The sequence below is a fragment of the Candidatus Binatia bacterium genome (genome assembly GCA_026415395.1).
In the GTDB taxonomy this organism is placed as follows: domain Bacteria; phylum Desulfobacterota; class Binatia; order HRBIN30; family HRBIN30; genus HRBIN30.
Genome location: JAOAHD010000017.1, coordinates 16,159 through 35,769 on the forward strand (window position 1 = coordinate 16,159; position 19,611 = coordinate 35,769).

Consider the following 19,611-nt stretch of genomic DNA (forward strand, 5'->3'; position numbering starts at 1 on the left):
GAAGGAACTGCAGAGATCGAGTTCCCTACCCTTCAGCGAACTGATACGGCATGCGCCACGGAGGACAAGAGATGTTTACCGGTATCATCGAGGAGGTCGGCGAAGTTCTAGAAAACACGGGGGGCAGGCTTCGCATCCGCGCCGAGCAGATTCTCAGCGACACCAAGCTGGGGGATTCCATTGCGGTCAATGGAGTAGACCTTACGGTGGCCGAATTGGAGCAAACGTGGTTCGCTGCCGATGTTATGCCCGAGACCTTGCGCCGTTCCAACCTCGGCACGCTGCAGGAAGGAGACCCTGTGAACTTGGAGCGGTCGTTGCGCCCCACCGACCGCTTAAGTGGGCACATCGTCCGGGGCGTTGTCGAGGGTGTGGCAACCATCGATTCGTTCACGCCCGAGGGAGCAGCGGTGATTGCTCGTTTTCGAACCCCACCGGAGCTGCTGCGCTACATGGTGGTGAAAGGCCCGGTAGCGGTGGACGGGGCCAGCCTGACCATTATCGACAAAACGGCAGAGACGTTCGCCGTGTCACTCGTGCAATACACCCAACAGCACACCAACTTGCTGCGCAAGCGCCCTGGGGACACGGTGAACATCGAAACCGACATTATCGCCCGCTACGTGGAAGCCTTGCTGGCACCTACGCAGTCGGCCAAGTAGCAGCCTTCTGAAAAGCCGGTGTACCCGCGCCTGGCTACGAGAACGTGGCTCGCCGCAACCGGCACGTCGGCACACGCCAGCAGCATGGCAAGCGCCCGAACTGTGAAGCGCCGGCTGCCTGCAGAATGCGCGCTGCGCCGCTTCACCTACTGGCGCAGCGCTCTTACCCGTGGATTCGGAGAAGGCGGTTCCGTTACCGCACGTTGCCGGCGTGCAACCCACACTCTTTTTGCGTCTCTTCTTCCCACCACCAGCGCCCGGCTCTTTCGTGTTCTCCTGGGTTCGTGGGTCGCGTACATGGCTCGCAGCCGATCGAAATGAAGCCCCGGTTGTGGAGCTCGTTATATGGAACTCGATGTTCGTTGATGTATGCCCACACTTGCTTCGAGGTCCAGTTCGCAAGAGGATTGAACTTCACCAACGGTCGCTCTGGCGACCCGAAGGTGGGATCCACCTGTACCACAGGAACATCCGCGCGGGTGCCCGGGCTTTGGTCGCGACGCTGGCCGGTGATCCAAGCTTGCAGTGGCTTCAAGGCGCGAACGAGGGGTTCCACTTTGCGGATCCCACAGCACTCCTTGTGCCCATCCTTATAAAACGAGAAGAGCCCTTTCTCGCGCACGAGCTTTTCCACCGCTTCGGGTTGGGGGAAGTACACCTCGATCGGAATTCCGTAGTGCTCGCGTACCTTTTCGAGAAAGCGATACGTTTCCGGGTGCAAGCGGCCAGTGTCCAGCGAGAACACTTTGAAGTTGCCACCAATTTTGCTCGCCATGTCCACGAGGACGACATCCTCAGCACCGCTAAACGAAATCGCAATTGCACCGGGGTACTCTTGTAACGCAAGCTTCAAGATCTCCCGGGGATCCTTGTCTGCATACTGCGCGGCTAACGCTGGAATCTTTTGAATATCGAGCGCCATGAGGTGCCTCTCTCAAGGGACTCGCAAGCGGCATCGGGTGCACCGCTCGCGGTGCCGACGGTGATACCGATGCGCCTCCAGCCGTGCAAGGGCGCTGCGCGGATTCCCTGTTTGACCGGCGCTGGGAAACCGGAGGCCAGCGGAACGTTTTCAGTTGGCGCGGGAACGCAGGGTTAAATGGTGCACGCTGGCCGGATCGGGTTGCGCGAGTTGGAACACGATCGCCCGGGCGGCGTCGGATGCCTGCAACATTCCGCTGGAGCGCCGCAGCAGGCCGAGCCTCTCCCAAGTGGGAATCGCCTCTCGGGCCACGGTCGGATCGAAGCCAGATGCGAAGTCGGTTCCGCCGATATTGTGCACTTCGATGGTCATGACGCGGATTCCTCGCTCGGCCACCTCGGCACGCAAGCCTTGGGACAGGCAATGGACGGCCGCCTTGGTAGCGGCGTAAACCGATAAGTATGGCCAGGCTTCGTAAGCGGCCGCCGAAGTTACATTCACAACGTCGCCGCGCCCTTTCGGTAGCATGTGGCGGAGCGCTGCGCGGCAGGCGAACAGGGTGCCCAAGATGTTCGTTTCCACCATCATGCGCCACTCCTCCGTGCGCCCCTCCGCGATGGAACGCACGGTTCCTACGCCGGCATTGTTGACCAAGATATGCAGGTCGCCGAAGCGATCGACAGCGGTAGCAATCAGCCGCTCCACGGCGATCTCGTCGCGCAAATCCGTCTGGACCCACACGCCCTCACCGCCCTGCTCGCGGATGCGATCGCACACACGCTGCAGCCCCTCGACTCGGCGCGCCCCCACCACCACCTGCACTCCTTCCTGAGCCAGTGCCTCAGCAACCGCGGCTCCAATCCCGCTGGAAGCGCCGGTAACGACTGCCACGCGGCCCTGCAACAGAGACATGGCGCTCCGTTATCCGGAATCGGGCGTTTTGGTCAAGCAACGAATCGCATCAACAAGCAATGGGCACGGGGCAGCGCCCGACGACCGAAAATCGCTTGACCTGTGCTGTGCCACCAGCTTACAAGTTTGCCAATTTTGCTTCCGCCCTCGCCTCGTGGTACGGGCCGGGGAGAATGACACTGAGGGAGTCGGTTGCTCTTCTAGTGGAGCAGAGGAAGAAGGGAATAGGATGAGATCGCGGGCATTGCTGACGGTTGTGTTGGTTGGTGCTGTTGTGTGGCAAGGCTGCGCAGCACAACGCACATTCAACAAGCCTTGGGGCAAGGGGACTTGGATCCCTGCAGCTCTGTGCGGCGTTGCGGGGGCGGGAGCGGGCGTAGGCATTCAAGAAGCACGGCGCGGCACGTCCACCGCCGTGGTGCGGGACGCCGAAGGGAATGTCGTCTCGTTCAAACGCGTAAAAGACGATGCTGACTATTGGAAAGGGGCGCTGATTGGTGCCGTGGTCGGAGCTGCCGTGTGTGGCTTGCTCGGGCATTACTTCCTAGACGAGGAAATCGTACCGCCACCTCCACCGCCACCGCCTCCCCCAACACCGTCACCAGAAGAGCTGCCCCCGCCTTGGGCCCGACGACTGGTGCTGCGCGGCGTGAACTTCGACTTCAACAAGAGCGATATCCGACCTGACTCGCGTCCGGTGTTGGACGAGGCCGCGGAAATCCTCCGAGCGAACCCTGAGGTGCGCATCTCCATCGAAGGGCACACCGATGCGATCGGTACCGATGCATACAACGAGAAGCTTTCGGTGCGCCGGGCTGAGGCGGTGTTCCGATATCTCGTGAACCGCGGGGTTGCACCGGAACGCATGGAAGTGGTGGGCTACGGCGAGAGCCGGCCGGTTGCCGACAACAGCACTGAGGAAGGTCGGGCGCAAAACCGCCGGGTGGAGCTGCACATCATCAGCCCGGCGGCGCCGCCTGCAGAGCCGGCAGCAGAACCTCCGGCTGAGGTGCCAGCAACTGAAGGAGCGCCAGTGCCAAAGCCTAGCCCGACGCCTCCCGCCGAACCGCCTTCCGCTCCCGCCGAGCCGTCTAGCCCTTGAGCACGGGCGTAGGCACGCCGGACAAAATTTGCTCGATCAGGTGCGCAATCCGCGCTGCGGCATGGCCGTCGCCGTACGGGTTCCTGCGCGCCGTCATCGCTCCGTACGCAGCCGCGTCGTGAAGGAGATCCTGCACCGAAGCGACGATTTGCTGGGGGTCGGTGCCAACTAGGCGAGCCACACCAGCTTCCACTCCCTCAGGTCGCTCGGTTTTCTCGCGCATGACCAACACCGGCTTCGGCAGCGACGGCGCCTCTTCTTGAATTCCGCCTGAGTCAGTGAGGATCACATCGGCCCGCCGCATTAAGGCGACAAACGGCACGTATTCGAGCGGCTCGAGCAGCACGATTCGGGGATGGTTTCCGAGCCAGCGGAACACGGGTTCCCGCACGTGGGGGTTCAAATGCACGGGGTACACGACGACCACTTCAGGCTCGCGTTCCACCAGCTCACGCAGCGCGCGGCAGATCCGTTCGAAACCTTCGCCAAAGCTTTCGCGCCGATGCCCCGTGACCAGAACGACCTTGGATCCAGTAAGGCGGTGGATGAGTTCTTCCGGTAGTCCGGCGGCGAGTTCACCCCGGTCCAACCGTCGGGCCACGCCCAGAAGCGCATCGACCCCCGTGTTACCGGTGACGAAGATCCGCTCTTCCTGCACGCCTTCCCGCAGTAAGTTGGCGCGCGCCCACGGCGTGGGAGCGAAATGCCAATCGGCCAAGGCAGTGGTGAGGCGCCGATTGATCTCTTCGGGGAACGGCCGGCGTTTGTCATAGGTGCGCAGTCCTGCCTCTACGTGAGCCACCGCTATCTGCGCGTAAAAGGCTGCGAGTGCTGCTGCAAAGGTCGTTGTGGTGTCTCCTTGCACCACGACCAGTTGCGGCCGTTCCGACTGCATCACCGGTTTTAAGGCCCGCGTGGCAGCAGCGGTGAGTTCGTACAAGTCTTGATCCGGTTTCATCAGGTCAAGGTCGATATCCGGGACGATGCGGAATACGGAGAGTACCTGATCCAACATCGTGCGATGCTGTGCGGTGACACACACGCGTAAGTCCACCCGCCCGCGCAGCGCCTCGATCACCGGAGCAAGCTTAATGGCTTCCGGCCGCGTACCAAAGACGAGCAAAACCTTGCCGCCTACACTCGGCAGGTTCGGCTTCGACATCAGGGTAACCTCTCGGACGGCACCGCGGGGAGCAGGCGGTTGAGTTCAGCACAAACCTTGGTCTCTTGGCTCGCAAGGTTGTTCCGTTCCATTGGGTCGCTGCGCAGATCGTAGAGCTCTTCCCGTTTCTTATCGTTCCGCCCGGTCGCGGGTGGAAACTCCGCAACCCGCGCAGCAAATGGTGCGAGGCTTTCTGTAACCAAGTACTTCCAACCTTGACGCCTCACACCGCGCATGCGCTCCATCCCTCCTGCCTCCTTTTCCTCCAGGTTTTCCCTCGCTCGAACTCCGGTTCCAGGAATGGCTCGCGGCGCATAATTCTCAAGCGGAATGGGCCGGTCAGCGTCTAGGCTTGCGGTCGGTGATTGGAGCAAGCGGGCAAACCCACCCACGGGCCAAGCAACCTGCACTGGCAACTCCACCACTTCCGTTATCGTCGGTGCCAAGTCCAACAAGGACACTGGCGTGTCCACACGCCGCCTGCCGCGGGTGGGGAGCTGCTCTCGCGGGGGAACGACAACCAACGGCACGCGCACCGAGGACTCGTAAAGACTCGCGGCCACCCCGTGCTCTCCGTGTTCGAACAAGGCAAAACCCGCATCGCCGTACACAAATAGCCAAACGCGGCGGTCTAGGTCCAACTCCACCAAGCCCTCGACCAAGCGTTTCAGCTCTCGATCGAGTTGCCGCACGCGCTCCGCATACCGCTCGGGGGGGAGAACCACCTGCCCCTCCAAGGAGCCCAAGGGACTGGCGCCGAAGTAGTGAACCCAGAGGAAAAAGGGGCGTTGCCGATGCATTGCCAGGAAGGCCAAAGCGGAGTCCGTGGTTGTAGAATCTGGCTTTCGCGCGTTGGCCGTGAGTTTGGAAAGCCGTGAACTGAGGGCGAAGCTCCAATCGTGAAAGACCAGCGACGGGATCGGTAGCGGGTCCCGCGCGGAGTCCACGATGGGCTGGTAAAAGCGGTCGTCGAACTGCGAGAAGCCGCGGAAGCCGAACACCCGGTCGACCTCGTAACTTCCGGCAACGGCGCCCGTGTCGTAACCGCTGGTGGCAAACAGCTCGGCAAGTTGTGGCCGCGCAGACGCCAGGCGGTCCAGCGGCCCACGAACACCATGCTCCGCAGCCAGGCCACCAGTAAGCGCGGTCGCAGCCGCTGCGCGCGCGTACGGTGCGTTGCTGTAAGCTTGGGTGAAGCAAATCCCCACGTCGCACAGGTGCGCCAGCGTCGGAGCAACGGGACCGTCTCCGGCTACAGCCGCAGCCGGCGCCCATGGTTGCAGAACATCCGCACGAACCGCCCCCAAGGAGACCAGGACCACACTCGGTTTTTGCGCGGCTCGAGCCACGAGCCAGCCAGAGGCGGCGGCAACCGTCAGAATGGCCCCAAGGCCGGCTGCACTCCACAACCCCCGCATGACAAACGCGCGGCTCGGCACTCAGCCGTTTGCCACATTCGCCGTGGCTGCGGCAGCTTTTGCCGGGCCACTGCGCAGCGGGAGGCCGCGAAACAGGCGGACTTTATCGCAGTCGGAGCAAAAATGCTCTGCCGGCAAAGGGGAGTCTGGGCGTGTCCAGATGCGCCGCGCCGCGACGAACTTCTCGTTATTCCACATTTGGCGAAAGGCACCTGGGCGGTACGAGTCGAAGTCGTCTTTCTTGTGGAAACCGGAACAGCAGGAGGCAAACCCGCCATCCCAGTGGAAGACGGCTTTCTCCCACAGCCACACGCAGCGGTTCGGGCGAATGTCGAGGTAGTCAAAAGAGTATTTTCCCTTTGGTGCCCAGGCAGGGTCCTCGTAAAGGCCCCCGACGGCAGAGAAGTGGTCGACGCCGATTTCCCGAGCGAGGGCCCGCGCTTTCTCAATGTGGGGTTCGTTGTGGGCGAAGATCAGATACTGCCAGGTGATATATGGCTTCGAGCGTGCAGTTCGTTTTTTTGCCGCAATGAACTTTTTCACGTTAGTGATGGCCAGATCGAACCGGCCACCGCGCCGATACACTTGGTAGCTCTCCTGATCTGCCCCATCGATGGAAGCCGTGAGATACGACAAGCCCGCATCGACGATCGCCTCTACCCGGCTGTTCTCCAAGGGGAAGCTCAAGTTACTCGAGATAATCGTGGGCACACCACGCTCCTCCGCGTAGGCAATCATCGCCGGCAGATCCTTCGCAAAAAACGGTTCTCCCCAGTTAAAGAGCTCTACCGAGTAGGCATAAGGGCCCAGCTCATCGATGATGTGCCGGAAGGTGTCGAAATCCATATACCCCCGCCCCCGGCCGCCCTGCTCACCGCGCCCAGTCGGGCAAAACGGGCAATGGAGGTTGCACTTGTTGGTAACGTCCACGCAAAGCAGGTACGGGTAGGACCACAAGCGCTCGCGCCCGAGCTTCATCTCTGCCTTGACGAGCAGAAAGTTCAAACGCTTGCGGATCCGACCCCAGAAGCGGCTCATGGGGCCACCGTATCACACGCTGCAGCCGCTTGGAAATGCGCCTTGGGCCACCGCCATCGAGGCCGTGGCCCAAGGGCGATCTCCACGGGAGCGGTGCTCGTTACGCCTCGGAGGCGGTGGCCCGCAGCATCCACGCGCGCTTCTCGTGGCGCTCCATCAGGCCGGTCAGGAAGTCCGCAGTGCCGGCGTCCCCGTGCTGGTCTTGGGTAGTAGGAATGTCCTGCCGGAGCTGACGGATAATTGCCTCATGATCCTCGGCCAGTTGGCGCACCATGTCACGGGCGGGCGGAACCTTTCCCGGTTCCTCTCGCAACCGCGTGGCCTTGCGGAACTCCTCCAAGGTGCCGGGAGCCACTCCACCGAGGGCTCGGATCCGCTCAGCAACCTCGTCCACGATATCGTCCAGCTCTTCGTATTCCTCTTCGAAGAGTTTGTGCAGATCGTGAAACTGCGGGCCGACGACGTTCCAGTGGTAGTTGCGCGCCTTGGTGTACAACACAAACTCGTCGGCCAGAAGCGCAGACAAGATCTTGCACACCGCTTCCCGCTGGGCGTCGCTCAAGCCAATGTTCAACTTCATAGTCTCACCCTCCTTTCGCTAGGTGGGCAATGTAAGCCGAACGATTGCGATGGCAATTGTTTTCTTTAGATTTTGCCCATTGGCAAAAACTATGGATTTGACCGCCGTCACCCTTACCGAACTCCGCTACCTTGTTGCCCTCGCCGATACGGGCCACTTTGGGAGGGCGGCCGCGAAGTGCTTCGTCACGCAGCCCACGCTGAGCACGCAGCTCAAAAAGCTCGAGAACAATCTGGGCGTGCAACTGGTCGAGCGCGACCCGCGATGCGCCCGCCTTACGGCAGTGGGTCACCAGGTAGTGGCGCATGCTCGTGTGATTTTGGAGCACGTGCAGGCGATTGGCGACGTTGCGCGTGGGCAGAGCGATCCCCTATCGGGGGAGTTTCACCTCGGGGTCATCCCCACACTCGGTCCGTACCTGCTCCCTCAGCTCTTAGGGCCGCTACAAAAGAAACTCCCTCAGCTTCGCCTTGCAGTCGTCGAGCAACTCACCGCCGCGCTTGTCGACGAGTTGCTCGCCCACCGGCTCGATGCTGCACTGCTTGCCTTGCCGGTAGAGGAAGAAGGCTTGGAGGCGTTAGAACTGTTCGAGGAGCCGTTTTGGGTCCTGGCCCCCCGGCGGCACCCGCTGGCGCGGCGCAAAACGGTTTCTGAAGACGAGCTAGAACACCAACCAGTGTTGCTTTTGGCCGAGGGGCACTGCTTGCGAGAACAAACGCTGGCGGTGTGCGGAAAGAGCCAGCCAGAGGCGACCGCGGACTTCCGCGCCTCAAGCCTCGAGACTCTGCGCCATTTGGTCAGCGCTGGCTACGGGTGCACATTGATCCCGGAGCTTGCAGTTCCCCGGCTGCGGGATCCGGGCACCGTGGTACGGCCGCTCATTGGGGAGCATGCATTCCGGAGAATTGGCATCGTGTGGCGGCGGAGTTACCCGCGCGCAGAGGCCGTTGTGACGCTCGGTCACTTCATTCGCGAGCAAGCGCTGCGTGGGGGCATGGGTTCGATGCGGAGCAGCGCAGCCCCGCAGCCCGAGGCAGCACCCGCCGCCAAGCAAGCGCGTTAGCCAGCGTGACCCAGGCCCGCGGGCAATCCTTGGCCCTTGCCGCTCCTAACGAGTTCGTCGTAGCGTGCGAGCACTCGAGCAACGTACTCGAGAACCCTGCGCCCTTGCGCGTAGCCGGCGGGCAGCGTCCGGTAAAACGGTTCCTCTTCAAGCAAAGGCAACACCCGGGCGACGTGCCCTTGCCAACGGCGGGGGTCGAAGCCGAGCCGGCGAGCCAACTCTTGCGCGTCCCGCACATGGGCCGGACCCATGTTGTAGGCCGCTAGGACAAAGGGCAGCCGCTCGGCCGTTACGACGTCGGCAAACAATTCGTTGAGATGCACTAAGTAACGCACCCCTGTTCGGATGTTGCTTTCGGGGTCCGCAAATTCGGCTTCACCCACCTGCGCTGCTGCTACCGGCCGCACTTGCATGAGCCCGACGGCTCCGCGCTCGCTTACAGCACCAGCGTCAAAACCAGATTCCTCTGCAATGATGGCGGCAATGAGCTCCCAGTCCAGTCCGGCCGAGTGGGCATAGGAAACGATCCACTGGTCGTAGGGGGATAGTCCTGGATCGACCCACTGCTCCTGGTGCTGGCGCTGCTCACCGCGGAACGCGCTCGGGGGAAGCAGCGCAAGCTCGGCACCCTCAACCGCGATCTGCCAGCCGTCCAGACCGATGACCCAGCGCGGCGCAGCGCCCGCTGCCGACGGGCCCCCGCGACTGAGCTCCCGAGGCTGCCTAAAGTCGTCAGGAACAGGCGGATTTCGTGTGAGCAGCAACCGGGGCCATAGCACCCAAGCGAGCGCCCCGGCAGCCACGTTCCCCACGACAAATGGAAACCAAACGGAGCGGTAGTTCGACCACGGCACGCCAGCAACATGGCGCGTTTTCTTGCAGCGGGCAAGGCCGAACGACGTGCGGCAGCACGAACGGCCCGTCCCGTAGTCAGGCGGCGCGGCCTACGCTATGCGGGGCCCTCGTGCAGACCTTTCCGGACTGGCATTGGGATATCCCCGAATATTTCAACATCGGTGTCGCGTGTACGGATGCTCATGCCGGGGGCCCGAGAGGCGACACTCCGGCAGTGATCGTCGATGATGACCGCCGAGGCGTGCAGTGCCTCACCTTTGCGGAGCTGTCCGAGAGCACCAGCCGCATGGCGCAGTTGCTGCGCGAATTCGGGGTCCAGCGGGAAGACCGCATTTTGATTCGCCTACCAAATTGCATCGAGTACGCGGTGGTGTTTTTGGGGGCACTCAAGCGTGGGGCGATCCCCGTCCCGAGCTCGATCCTCCTCACCGAGGAAGAAATCCGTTTTCTCGCGCAGGACTCCGGCGCGGTCGGTGTGATTACCGATGTGGAATCCTGGCCTTTGCTCCGAGCACTCGCGTCCCATAGCCCCCACTTACGGTGGGCGCTGGTGGTCGGGGACCGCTTACCGGCACGGGAACTTGGCGGCCGGGCTGTCGAGCTCCTAGGGCCAGCACTTCGAGAGATCCAACGCTGGGAAGCTCCGGAGCGTACCCGCAGCGAGGACCCTGCTTACCTCGTATACACCTCGGGCACGACGGGCTATCCGAAAGGCGTCTTGCACGCGCACCGGGTGCTCCTCGGGAAGCAGCCCTCCTCCGAGTACTGGTTCAACTTCTTGCCCGCCGGAGAACGAGTGCTGCACTCCGGAAAGTACAACTGGACCTATGTCCTCGGCACCGGGATGATGGATCCGCTCTACCGCGGGCACACCACGATTGTACACGAGGGGAGCTCGGATGGGCCGGTTTGGCCTGCACTCATTGCCAAGCATCGTGCCACGACCTTCATCGGGGTGCCGACGCTCTACCGCCACATTCTCGAACGCACGTCGGCAACGGGGAAAGACGTTCCGAGCTTGCGCCACTGCATGTCGGCTGGGGAACAACTCTCCAGCGAGTTGTTGCGTCGTTGGGAAGAACGGTTCGGCATGCCGATTTACGAGGGTCTCGGCATGACGGAGTGTTCCTACTACATCTGTCAAACACCGAAGCGGCCGCTCCGCCCGGGGTCGGCGGGCTTTATCCAACCGGGCCACGAAATTCGTATTCTGGACCCTGACACCCTTCGAGAGTGCGATGTCGGCGAAGAAGGGATGCTGTGCATTCCTCGCTCGGATCCTGCACTGATGCTGCGCTACTGGAACCGGCCGGAAGAGATGAAGCAGTGCTTCCGGGGAGACTGGTTCCTCACCGGCGATTACGCCCGGAGAGATGCCGACGGATACATTTGGTTCCTCGGTCGGCGCGACGACCTGATCAAATCCTTTGGTTACCGGGTGTCGCCCTTCGAGGTCGACCGTGTGCTCAAGGAACACCCCGATGTGCTGGATGCTGCGACGACTGGAGAAGACGTGAGCAGCGATAAGCGCCTTGTGGTCTCGTACGTGATCTTGCGACCTGGGAGTCGGACCACCGCCCAAGACGTCTTGCGCTTCGCCCATCAACACCTCGCAGCTTACAAGGCACCGAAGGTCGTCTACGTGGTGAGCGACTTCCCACGCACGCGCAATGGCAAGACCTTGCGCCGCGCGTTGCGTCCGGAAGCCGCGATTGCCCGCGCCAGCACGCTCGAATCCGGCACAACATTGGCTGCGAACTAGTGCTCACCACGCAGTCAGGTCCTGGGCTCCCTGCGGGTCTGGACTCGCGCAGCAGATGTGTTGAGATCATCAGTGCATGGTCTTTGGGGATCATCCTCTCATTAGAGGCGCCGGTATTCTCCTAGGTGTCTTCTTCCTGCTATGGGTCGTGAGCCTCTGGCGGAAGAAGGCAAGCATTGTGGACGTCTTTTGGAGCCTGGGCTTCCTCATGCTTGCGCTGTTCTACTGGATGTCATCCGGCGGAGGACTCACTGCGAAGACTACAGCGGTGCTTACCGCCGTTAGCCTGTGGAGCGTGCGACTCGCCGCTTACCTCGCTTGGCGGAATTGGGGAAAGCCCGAAGACCACCGCTATGCGGCCATGCGGAAATTGTGGGGCGGACGCTTCTGGTGGGTGAGTTTGTTTACGGTGTTTCTCCTCCAAGCAACGCTGCTCTGGCTGATTGCGATGCCCTTGTACGCAGTGTTTTCGCGTGGCGAGCCTTCCTGGACGTGCCTCGACACGATTGCGGCACTTCTGTTCCTTGTGGGCCTTTCGTTCGAGACGGTCGCCGACTGGCAACTTGCACGATTCAAGTCTCAGCCTGAGAACGCTGGCAAAGTGTTGCGCAGTGGACTGTGGCGCTACTCCCGCCACCCGAACTATTTTGGCGAAGCACTTGTCTGGTGGAGCCTCTATCTTTTCGCATTCACAAGTGGAGCTTGGTGGAGCGTCTTCAGTCCCCTGCTCATGACCTACCTCTTGCTTCGCGTTTCGGGCGTTCCCCTCTTGGAATCGGCTCTGCGCCAGCGCAACCCGGAATACGAGGCTTACATCCGCACCACAAGCGCCTTCCTGCCATGGCCCCCTAAACAAGAACCCTCAGGCCCACTCCCCATTCACGACGCTTGACTTAGGCGACGGCAGGCATCCTCCCCTGTACGGATGCTACGCCGATCGCCTGTCGGCGGTCGAACCGGTAGTGCGACACCCACCACTCCCTGCCCTGCCGAAAGCCAAACATTTCCTCACAGGCAAGGAAAAACAACCGCCAGCGATTGTACCAAAGTACGGCCGAATGAGCGCCATAGGTACGCGAGAAGATGCCGAGGATCTCCGCCCGACTTTGCTCCAGACGCTCCCGCCACGCTTCAGCCGTGCGCTGATAGTGCACGCCGCGCAATCGCCAGTGATCGGTTAAAACCAAGTCCCTTTGAAATCGCGGTAAAAGGTCATCGGATGGCATCGACCCGCCAGTGAAAAAATAGCGCCCCATCCAATTGGTGGCTCCGTCGGTACTGTAGGAATAGGCGTACTGTCGATGCACGAAGATGTGGACGAACAACTCCCCGTGCGGGCGCAGCCACTTCGCGATGCGCGCAAGGATCCGCGGGTAATTCCGCAAGTGTTCGAACATCTCGATCGAAACCACCCGGTCGAAGGTGGTGTCCGGATCGAAGTCATTCACGTCGGCGGTGAGTGGGTGGACGTTTTTCAGCCCTCGCTCGCGCGCTCTCGCCTCGATGAAGGTTCGTTGCGCGGCTGAGTTCGACACAGCATGGAACACCGATTTTGGGTACCGCTCTGCCGCCCACAGCGTGAAGGAGCCCCAGCCACAGCCGAGATCCAGCACGCGCTGGCCGTCGCGAAGACCGGCTCGCTGCGCGGTCAGTTGCAGCATCGCCTCCTCGGCTTCCGCAAGCGAGCGAACGCCACGTGGCCAGTAACAGCAACTGTATTTCAGTCGCGGTCCAAGCACGTGCACAAAAAACTCCGGCGGCAGCTCGTAGTGCTGTTCGTTGGCCTTTTCGGGGCAAAGCGCGATCGGACTCGCTTGTAAGGCCCGAACGAATTCGTCGAACCCCGCGCGCGGATCATCATCGTCGCTGCTGGATTCCAGGCGAGCCTGCTCGCGCAGACGCTGCAACAGCATCAAGCGGATGCCTCGACGAACAACGGCATCAGGTAAATACCCGCGCTCTGCCAAGCGAACGAGAGTCGCAATCATCACCAGGTCTCCTTCACCACCAGTTTGCCCGAAAAGGGGTTTGATCCAAGGGCCCCGGCTTACGAGAGGGACGTTCCGAACGTCCGGGACTTTTCTCGTTACCGAAGGATGGTACGGATATGCTTGTTGCACACTGCAGGATAGGAGTAGCCGCGTGGGTTGGCAGGTTCTCTGGAACGGAATGTCGGCGTATGCAGTGTGGTGTCTGCTCGTGCTCGGCGCGGCCCGCGGATTCTCTCCGATCAGCAATGCGGTGGCGGTTCTACTCATCGCATCTCAAGTCCTGATTCACGCGAGCCGGCGGCACGAGCTCCGGCGAATCCTCATCCTCACCATCGTTGGGACTGCCATCGACTCGATGCTGATCCGCGCTGGAGTGTATACACCGGTTGGCTACAGTGGCATGCTTTGCCCGCTATGGATCAGCCTCTTGTGGGCCAACTTTGCCACCACCCTGAACAGCAGTTTGGGGTGGCTTCGAGGCCAGCCACTCTTCGCGGCCTCGCTTGGGGCAATCGCTGGACCAGCCAGCTACGCTGCTGCCGTTCGCCTCGGTGCGGCAGAGCTCCATACACCGCAAGCCTTCCATCTCTCAGTGCTAGCGAGCGTTTGGGCCTTACTCATGGCTGCAGTTTTCTCCCGCGGGCGGATGGCGTTCCGGCGGGCGGCAGCGCTCGTCGGGATTCTCAGCGTGTGCACACCGAGCTTCGCACGAGAGCGTACCGTCGGCGGGGTGGCGTTCCCTGAGGAGGTCACCGTGCACGGTGTTCGTCTCACGCTTCTCGGTGCCGGGGTGTTGCGCTACCGAGTGATCTTCAACGGCTATGCAGCGGCACTCTACGTGGCGCCCGGCGTCGCACCCGGAGAGGTTCTCGGCGATGTACCCAAGCGCTTAGAGATTCACTACTTCTGGTCGATCCCCGCCGAATCCTTCGCCAAGGCAGCGGACGAATTTCTCCAGAAAAACCTCCCGGAAGACCAACTAAAGGCAGTTCGCGGACGCGCGGACGAGTTGCACAAAGCATACGAGGCGGTGCGTCCGGGTGACCGTTATGCCCTCACCTACATTCCCGGAATCGGCACAGAGCTGACGCTCAACAACGTGCTCAAGGCACGGATTCCTGGCGCCGACTTCGCGTCCGCCTACTTTACCATATGGCTCGGAAACGACCCGATCAGCTTGGACTTAAGAAAAGCTCTGCTTGGGAACCCGCTTAGCGTGTCCTCGTCCTCGGGTAGCCGCTGAGACTCGTTCACGCCCGAGCAACTGCAGGATTCTGCAGGCGCCGGATCAGCTTCTCGTTCTCCTCCCAGATTTCGCGAGGCAAGCGGTCCCCGAACTGCTTCAAAAATTCCGCCTGGGCACCGGCATTTTCCAACCAGCCCAAGCGATCCACCGCGAGGAGGTTACGCAGTGTGTCGCGGCTGACATCTATGCCGTCTAGGTCGATATCTTTGACCCTCGGCACGTAACCAATTGGGGTTTCTTGCGCGTCGACCTCGCCGTGCACTCGAGCAATGATCCACTGCAAGACCCGCAGGTTTTCCCCGAAACCGGGCCACAAGAAGTTGCCATGCTCGTCGCGGCGGAACCAATTGACCCGGAAAATCCGGGGTGGCTCCGCCATACGCTCTCCCATGCGCAGCCAATGCGCGAAGTAGTCGCCCATGTTGTCCCCGCAAAAGGGAAGCATGGCCATGGGATCCCGCCGCACCACACCGACGGCTCCACTCTGCGCGGCCGTTGTTTCCGACGACAAGACCGAACCCAGAAAAACGCCATGCTGCCAATTGAACGCCTCGAACACGAGTGGAATTAACGACGCGCGCCGCCCTCCAAACAGAATTGCAGAAATCGGCACACCTTCGGGGGCCTCCCAATACGGCGACATCGAGGGACACTGCCGGGCCGGCGTGGTGAAACGAGAATTCGGGTGTGCTGCTTTGGTTTCACTCTGCGGCGTCCACGGCCGGCCTTGCCAATCTAAACACTCTGCCGGAGGGTTTTCTTCCAAGCCTTCCCAATACGGGGTGCCGTCCCGCCGAAGCGCAACGTTTGTGAAAATCGTGTTGCGCTGGATCGTCTTCATCACGTTTGGATTTGTTTTCCAATTCGTTCCCGGAGCCACCCCAAAGAAGCCTGCCTCAGGGTTGATGGCGCGGAGCTGGCGTTGTTCGTCGATGTGCATCCAGGCAATGTCCTCACCCACCGTCCACACCCGGTACCCTTTGTAACGGGGCGGTGGAACCAGCATCGCCAAATTGGTCTTGCCACACGCCGAGGGGAAGGCGCCAGTGAGGTACGTAATCCGGCCATTGGGTTCCTCGACTCCGACAATCAGCATATGCTCCGCCATCCAGCCCTCGAAGCGCGCCATGTAACTGGCAATGCGCAGGGCGAAGCACTTCTTCCCCAAAAGTGCGTTCCCACCGTAGCCGGAACCGATGGACCAAATATCCCGCTCTTCCGGGAAGTGGAGGATAAAGCGGCGCTCGGGGTTCAGGTCGCCGAGCGAGTGCTGGCCTTTGACAAAGTCCTCCGACGACCCCAAGCGTTCGAGTGCCACCTTGCCCATGCGCGTCATGATTCGCATGCTCACGGCGACGTAAGGGCTGTCCGTCACCTCCACTCCAACCCGGGCGTAGGGCGACGTGGGTGGACCCATGAGGTAAGGCAAGACATACATCGTCCGTCCGCGCATCGAGCCCTTAAAGAGGGCACCGACTTTTTCCTTAGCTTCCTTCGGTGGCATCCAATTGTTGTTTGGGCCCGCATCTTCCCTCTTCTCCGTGCAGACGAACGTTAGGTGCTCTGTGCGGGCAACGTCGCTGGGATGGCTGCGGTGCAGGTAGCAACCGGGGTACAGTTGCTGATTGAGTTCGATGAGCGTGCCATCATCGAGCATTTCCCGAACGAGTCGTTCGTACTCCTCTTCCGAGCCGTCACACCAAACAATGTTCTTGGGCTGCGTTTGCGACGCCACCCTCTCCACCCATTGTTCCAAAGGTGTTGCCATGAGCGCGATCTCCCTCCCTGACGTGCTATGTCCAATTAGCTGGCGCGCTACCTTCCTCTCCCGCTTCCAGCACACAAGGATTGACCAAATATCCGACTCCTTCCACCCAAGAGCGGATGACATCGCCAGCACGCAAGTAGCGGCGAGGTTTCCGTGTCGACCCCACACCGGCTGGAGTGCCGGTAAAAATCAAGTCCCCGGGTTCGAGCGTGCAACGCCGGGAAAGAAACTCGACCAGCTCGGCCACCGGGAAAATCATTTCGCGCGTGCGGCTGTCTTGCATCATTTCGCCGTTCACCTCACAAGTCAGCCGCAAATCACTCGGATCAGAGAAGGACGCCAGCGGCACGACGGCTGGGCCGATCGGACCGAACGTGTCGTAAGATTTCCCCATAGAAAACTGCGGCGGATTCCCAGCAAATTGTGCCTTTCGATCCGAGATGTCCTGGCCCACTGTGTAGCCAGCGATGTGCGAGAACGCCTCGGAAGCCTTAATACCGCGTCCTCCCCGGCCAATGACGACAACTAGCTCTACTTCCCAGTCCACGTACTCCGAGGAGAGCTGTACGGCGTGGCGTGGACCAACCAGACAGTTGGGGAACTTTGTGAACACCAGGGGCACGTCGGGGATGGGCAGTCCAGCCTCAGCGGCATGGTCCCGGTAGTTCAGGCCGATTGCGAACACCTTCGATGGCCGCGGCACCGGCGGTCCAAGTTGCTCTTCGTGCAAAGGACCCTCCACGGCTCCCGCATTCAGCCCTGCGGCCCATTCGATCACTTCGGACCATCGGGCCAGAGCAGCCATTGGATCAGACGGAAAGCGTCCCTGCGAGCCACGCTCGAGGTCGACAAATCCATCCTCGAGCCACAAACAAGCGCGCCCCGCTCTGTTCACGAATCGAACCGTCATGGCTCGTTCAACTCCTCTGGAGTAAAGCCATAGAGCGCGGCGAGTTCCGGGTCCTTCCGAGCGAGCATTTTGGCCAGGTTCACCATGACCCGGCATTGCTTCCACGTGGCGTCATCTTGCATCTTGCCATCGATCATTTGAACACCGCGTCCATCCGGCATCGCAGCCATCACCTTCCGCGCAAAGGCAACCTCCTCAGGGGGCGGGCTGAACACCTTTTTGGCAATCGCAATTTGGCTCGGGTGCAGCGACCATGCTCCCACACAGCCGAGCAAGAAGGCAGCGCGAAATTGATCTTCGCAGCCGAGCGGGTCGGAGATATCGCCAAAGGGGCCGTAAAAGGGCAGCGCACCAGTGGCCGTGCAAGCGTCCACCATGCGCGCAATCGAGTAGTGCCAAGGGTCCTGCTGAGCTACGGGACGGGGCGCTTCGGGATTTTTGGGATCGGGGTCTGCCCGCACGAGGTAAGCGGGATGACCGCCACCGACACGCGTGGTTTTCATGCGTCGCGAAGCAGCGAGATCGGCCGGACCAAAACTCACACCTTGCATCCGCGGGCTAGCGGCGCAGATCTCTTCAACGTTGATCATGCCAAGCGACGTCTCCAGGATTGCGTGAATCAAAATGGGCCGCTGCAACTTTGCGCGCGCTTCAAGCTGAGCCAACAACCGGTCCACGTAATGAATGTCCCACGGGCCCTCCACTTTCGGTACCATGATCACTTCGATGCGGTCGCCAACTTCCGTGACGATGCGGAAGACGTCGTCAAGGAACCAGGGACTCTCGAGGCTATTCACCCTGGTCCACAATGGCGTGTCCCCGAGGTCAACCTCGCGCGCAACGCGGATGAGCCCCTCACGCGCAGCCTCTTTTTTATCGATCGGGATCGCGTCTTCGAGGTTGCCGAGCAGAATATCGGTCTGCCGCGCAAGTTCTGGGAGCTTGGCCGCCATTTTGGGGTTACTCGGGTCAAAGAAGTGAATGACCCGTGACGGTTTCACGGGCACCTCTTTGAGTGGCTCCGGGGCACCTATCGCTAAGGGTCGAAAAAACTCCCGTGGATTCCTCATCGAGCCTCCCGTCGGTCGAGTGTTCTGGCGAAATTGGCTCCTGTTCTAGTCAGTTCTGCACACCCCGGGCAACCCGTGAAGTTTTCTTTGCCGATGCATTAGCCAGCTCCCTGCTGTAGCGAGAAGCACGGCGCCATAGTAGAAAGCGCCGCCATGAACTTAGGAAACCTCGGCATCAGTTTGCCTGTTCCCCCTGACGTGCAGACCTGTGTGGCATGGGCAGAACGGGCGGAAGACTTGGGTTACGAAAGCGTGTGGATTGCCGACACCAACGGCCCTGATCCCTTCGCGCTGGCAGCCGCCGTTTGCCAGGCCACCAAGCGGCTGCGGGTGGGGATTGCGGTCACGCCTGTGTACACGCGCACCCCTGGAGTCCTGGCCCAAGCGGCGGCAACCTTGAGTCAGCTCGCACCAGGGCGATTCATTCTCGGCGTCGGGTCGTCGAGCCACGCCATTGTCGAGCAGTGGCACGGGCTCAAGTTCGACAAGCCGGTTTCTCGCGTGCGGGAGACGGTTCAACTCGTGCGTGCGTTGTTGCAGGGTGAGAAAAGCGCATTCTCAGGGAAGACGGTGCAGAGCCATGGGCTCCGGCTTTTTATGTCGCCAGCGTCTCCGGTGCCCATCTACATTGGCGCACTCCGCCCGCCGATGTTGGAGCTGGCAGGAGAAATCGCCGATGGAGTTGCGGTCAATTTGTTTCCCGTCGAGGCACTGCCACGGATGCTACAGCACGTGAAACTGGGCGCGGAGCGCGGCGGGCGTGATGCGGGGAGACTCGAGATTGTTTGCCGTCATCAAGTAATGGTAACGAACGACAAGCAAGCAGCTCGCGAACTCTTTCGCAGCGCCCTGACTGGCTACTTTGCAACACCCGTCTACAACCGCTTTGCCGCCTGGTACGGGTTCGAGGAAGAAGCGCGGCTGATTGCCGAGGGCTTCCGTAAGGGCGACCGCTCCCTGACCCGCCAGGGCATGAGCGATCGTTTTGTGGACTCGTTGGCGATTTTCGGCACCATCGAGGAGTGTCGGCAGCGCATCGCCGAATACGTCGCTGCCGGGGTGAACACCACGGCAATCAGCGTCCTAAGTTTCGATCCAGAGGTCGTGCGCGCAACGCTCGAGGGCCTTGCCCCAGCGCGGGTCTGAGTCT

The 19,611-nt window shown here is 61.2% G+C and carries 18 protein-coding genes; 7 read left to right on the forward strand and 11 right to left on the reverse strand.

Annotation, left to right across the window (positions count from 1 at the left end; translation table 11 throughout):
- The first annotated feature begins 71 nt into the window (after positions 1-71).
- Complete coding sequence (locus N3C12_13135) at positions 72-662, forward strand: riboflavin synthase (GenBank protein ID MCX8073376.1); 591 nt, start codon at positions 72-74, stop codon at positions 660-662.
- Between the two features lie 193 nt (positions 663-855).
- Here the strand turns inward: N3C12_13135 and N3C12_13140 are convergent, their stop codons facing one another.
- Both N3C12_13140 and N3C12_13145 read right to left on the reverse strand, forming a co-directional pair.
- A complete protein-coding gene (locus tag N3C12_13140; GenBank protein MCX8073377.1) occupies positions 856-1,584 on the reverse strand; it encodes a phosphoadenylyl-sulfate reductase in 729 nt (242 codons plus the stop codon).
- Positions 1,585-1,734: 150 nt separating this feature from the next.
- Entirely contained in the window at positions 1,735-2,496 is a 762-nt protein-coding gene (locus tag N3C12_13145; protein MCX8073378.1) for an SDR family oxidoreductase, read from the reverse strand.
- A gap of 229 nt (positions 2,497-2,725) precedes the next feature.
- Between N3C12_13145 and N3C12_13150 the strand changes: the two genes are divergently transcribed.
- The gene (locus N3C12_13150; protein ID MCX8073379.1) at positions 2,726-3,598 is read left to right on the forward strand and encodes an OmpA family protein; all 873 of its coding nucleotides are present in this window, start codon (positions 2,726-2,728) and stop codon (positions 3,596-3,598) included.
- On the opposite strand, the gene wecB is transcribed toward N3C12_13150, so the two are convergent.
- From wecB to N3C12_13170, 4 genes are all read right to left on the reverse strand, one after another.
- Positions 3,588-4,760 carry a UDP-N-acetylglucosamine 2-epimerase (non-hydrolyzing) gene (gene wecB / locus N3C12_13155; protein MCX8073380.1) on the reverse strand — a complete coding sequence of 391 codons (1,173 nt, stop codon included), beginning with the start codon at positions 4,758-4,760 and terminating at the stop codon, positions 3,588-3,590. The two genes, N3C12_13150 and wecB, sit on opposite strands and share 11 nt — an antisense overlap.
- Positions 4,760-6,178 carry a sulfatase-like hydrolase/transferase gene (locus N3C12_13160; GenBank protein ID MCX8073381.1) on the reverse strand — a complete coding sequence of 473 codons (1,419 nt, stop codon included), beginning with the start codon at positions 6,176-6,178 and terminating at the stop codon, positions 4,760-4,762. Before N3C12_13160 ends, wecB begins: the two co-directional genes overlap by 1 nt.
- A gap of 21 nt (positions 6,179-6,199) precedes the next feature.
- Positions 6,200-7,216 (reverse strand): radical SAM protein, encoded by a 1,017-nt coding sequence (locus tag N3C12_13165; protein ID MCX8073382.1) that lies wholly within the window; start codon positions 7,214-7,216, stop codon positions 6,200-6,202.
- A 100-nt stretch (positions 7,217-7,316) separates the two neighbouring features.
- Complete coding sequence (locus N3C12_13170) at positions 7,317-7,796, reverse strand: DNA starvation/stationary phase protection protein (protein MCX8073383.1); 480 nt, start codon at positions 7,794-7,796, stop codon at positions 7,317-7,319.
- 49 nt (positions 7,797-7,845) lie between these two features.
- Between N3C12_13170 and N3C12_13175 the strand changes: the two genes are divergently transcribed.
- Complete coding sequence (locus N3C12_13175) at positions 7,846-8,859, forward strand: hydrogen peroxide-inducible genes activator (GenBank protein ID MCX8073384.1); 1,014 nt, start codon at positions 7,846-7,848, stop codon at positions 8,857-8,859.
- Here N3C12_13175 and N3C12_13180 read toward each other — a convergent pair.
- Entirely contained in the window at positions 8,856-9,713 is an 858-nt protein-coding gene (locus N3C12_13180) for a transglycosylase SLT domain-containing protein (protein ID MCX8073385.1), read from the reverse strand. The genes N3C12_13175 and N3C12_13180 overlap by 4 nt on opposite strands.
- 110 nt (positions 9,714-9,823) lie before the next feature.
- Here N3C12_13180 and N3C12_13185 point away from each other — a divergent pair, with 110 nt between their 5' ends.
- Together N3C12_13185 and N3C12_13190 are read left to right on the forward strand one after the other, a co-directional pair.
- The gene (locus tag N3C12_13185) at positions 9,824-11,476 is read left to right on the forward strand and encodes an acyl-CoA synthetase (protein MCX8073386.1); all 1,653 of its coding nucleotides are present in this window, start codon (positions 9,824-9,826) and stop codon (positions 11,474-11,476) included.
- A 76-nt stretch (positions 11,477-11,552) separates the two neighbouring features.
- Positions 11,553-12,368, forward strand: a complete 816-nt coding sequence (locus N3C12_13190; GenBank protein ID MCX8073387.1) for a DUF1295 domain-containing protein — start codon at positions 11,553-11,555, stop codon at positions 12,366-12,368.
- Between the two features lies 1 nt (position 12,369).
- Here the strand turns inward: N3C12_13190 and N3C12_13195 are convergent, their stop codons facing one another.
- Positions 12,370-13,461 carry a cyclopropane-fatty-acyl-phospholipid synthase family protein gene (locus N3C12_13195; protein MCX8073388.1) on the reverse strand — a complete coding sequence of 364 codons (1,092 nt, stop codon included), beginning with the start codon at positions 13,459-13,461 and terminating at the stop codon, positions 12,370-12,372.
- A gap of 157 nt (positions 13,462-13,618) precedes the next feature.
- On the opposite strand from N3C12_13195, the gene N3C12_13200 reads away from it, so the two are divergent.
- On the forward strand, positions 13,619-14,710 hold the full coding sequence (locus N3C12_13200; protein MCX8073389.1) for a DUF2878 family protein: 1,092 nt from the start codon (positions 13,619-13,621) through the stop codon (positions 14,708-14,710).
- Positions 14,711-14,717: 7 nt separating this feature from the next.
- On the opposite strand, the gene N3C12_13205 is transcribed toward N3C12_13200, so the two are convergent.
- The 3 genes from N3C12_13205 to N3C12_13215 are packed head-to-tail and all read right to left on the reverse strand — an operon-like array spanning position 14,718 to position 18,461.
- Positions 14,718-16,481 (reverse strand): phosphoenolpyruvate carboxykinase (GTP), encoded by a 1,764-nt coding sequence (locus N3C12_13205; GenBank protein ID MCX8073390.1) that lies wholly within the window; start codon positions 16,479-16,481, stop codon positions 14,718-14,720.
- Positions 16,482-16,506: 25 nt separating this feature from the next.
- Complete coding sequence (locus N3C12_13210; protein MCX8073391.1) at positions 16,507-17,391, reverse strand: fumarylacetoacetate hydrolase family protein; 885 nt, start codon at positions 17,389-17,391, stop codon at positions 16,507-16,509.
- A complete protein-coding gene (locus N3C12_13215; GenBank protein ID MCX8073392.1) occupies positions 17,388-18,461 on the reverse strand; it encodes a CoA ester lyase in 1,074 nt (357 codons plus the stop codon). The genes N3C12_13210 and N3C12_13215 overlap by 4 nt, the downstream gene beginning before the upstream one ends.
- Before the next feature lie 153 nt (positions 18,462-18,614).
- Here N3C12_13215 and N3C12_13220 point away from each other — a divergent pair, with 153 nt between their 5' ends.
- Entirely contained in the window at positions 18,615-19,607 is a 993-nt protein-coding gene (locus tag N3C12_13220; GenBank protein ID MCX8073393.1) for an LLM class flavin-dependent oxidoreductase, read from the forward strand.
- The last annotated feature ends 4 nt before the right edge of the window (positions 19,608-19,611 follow it).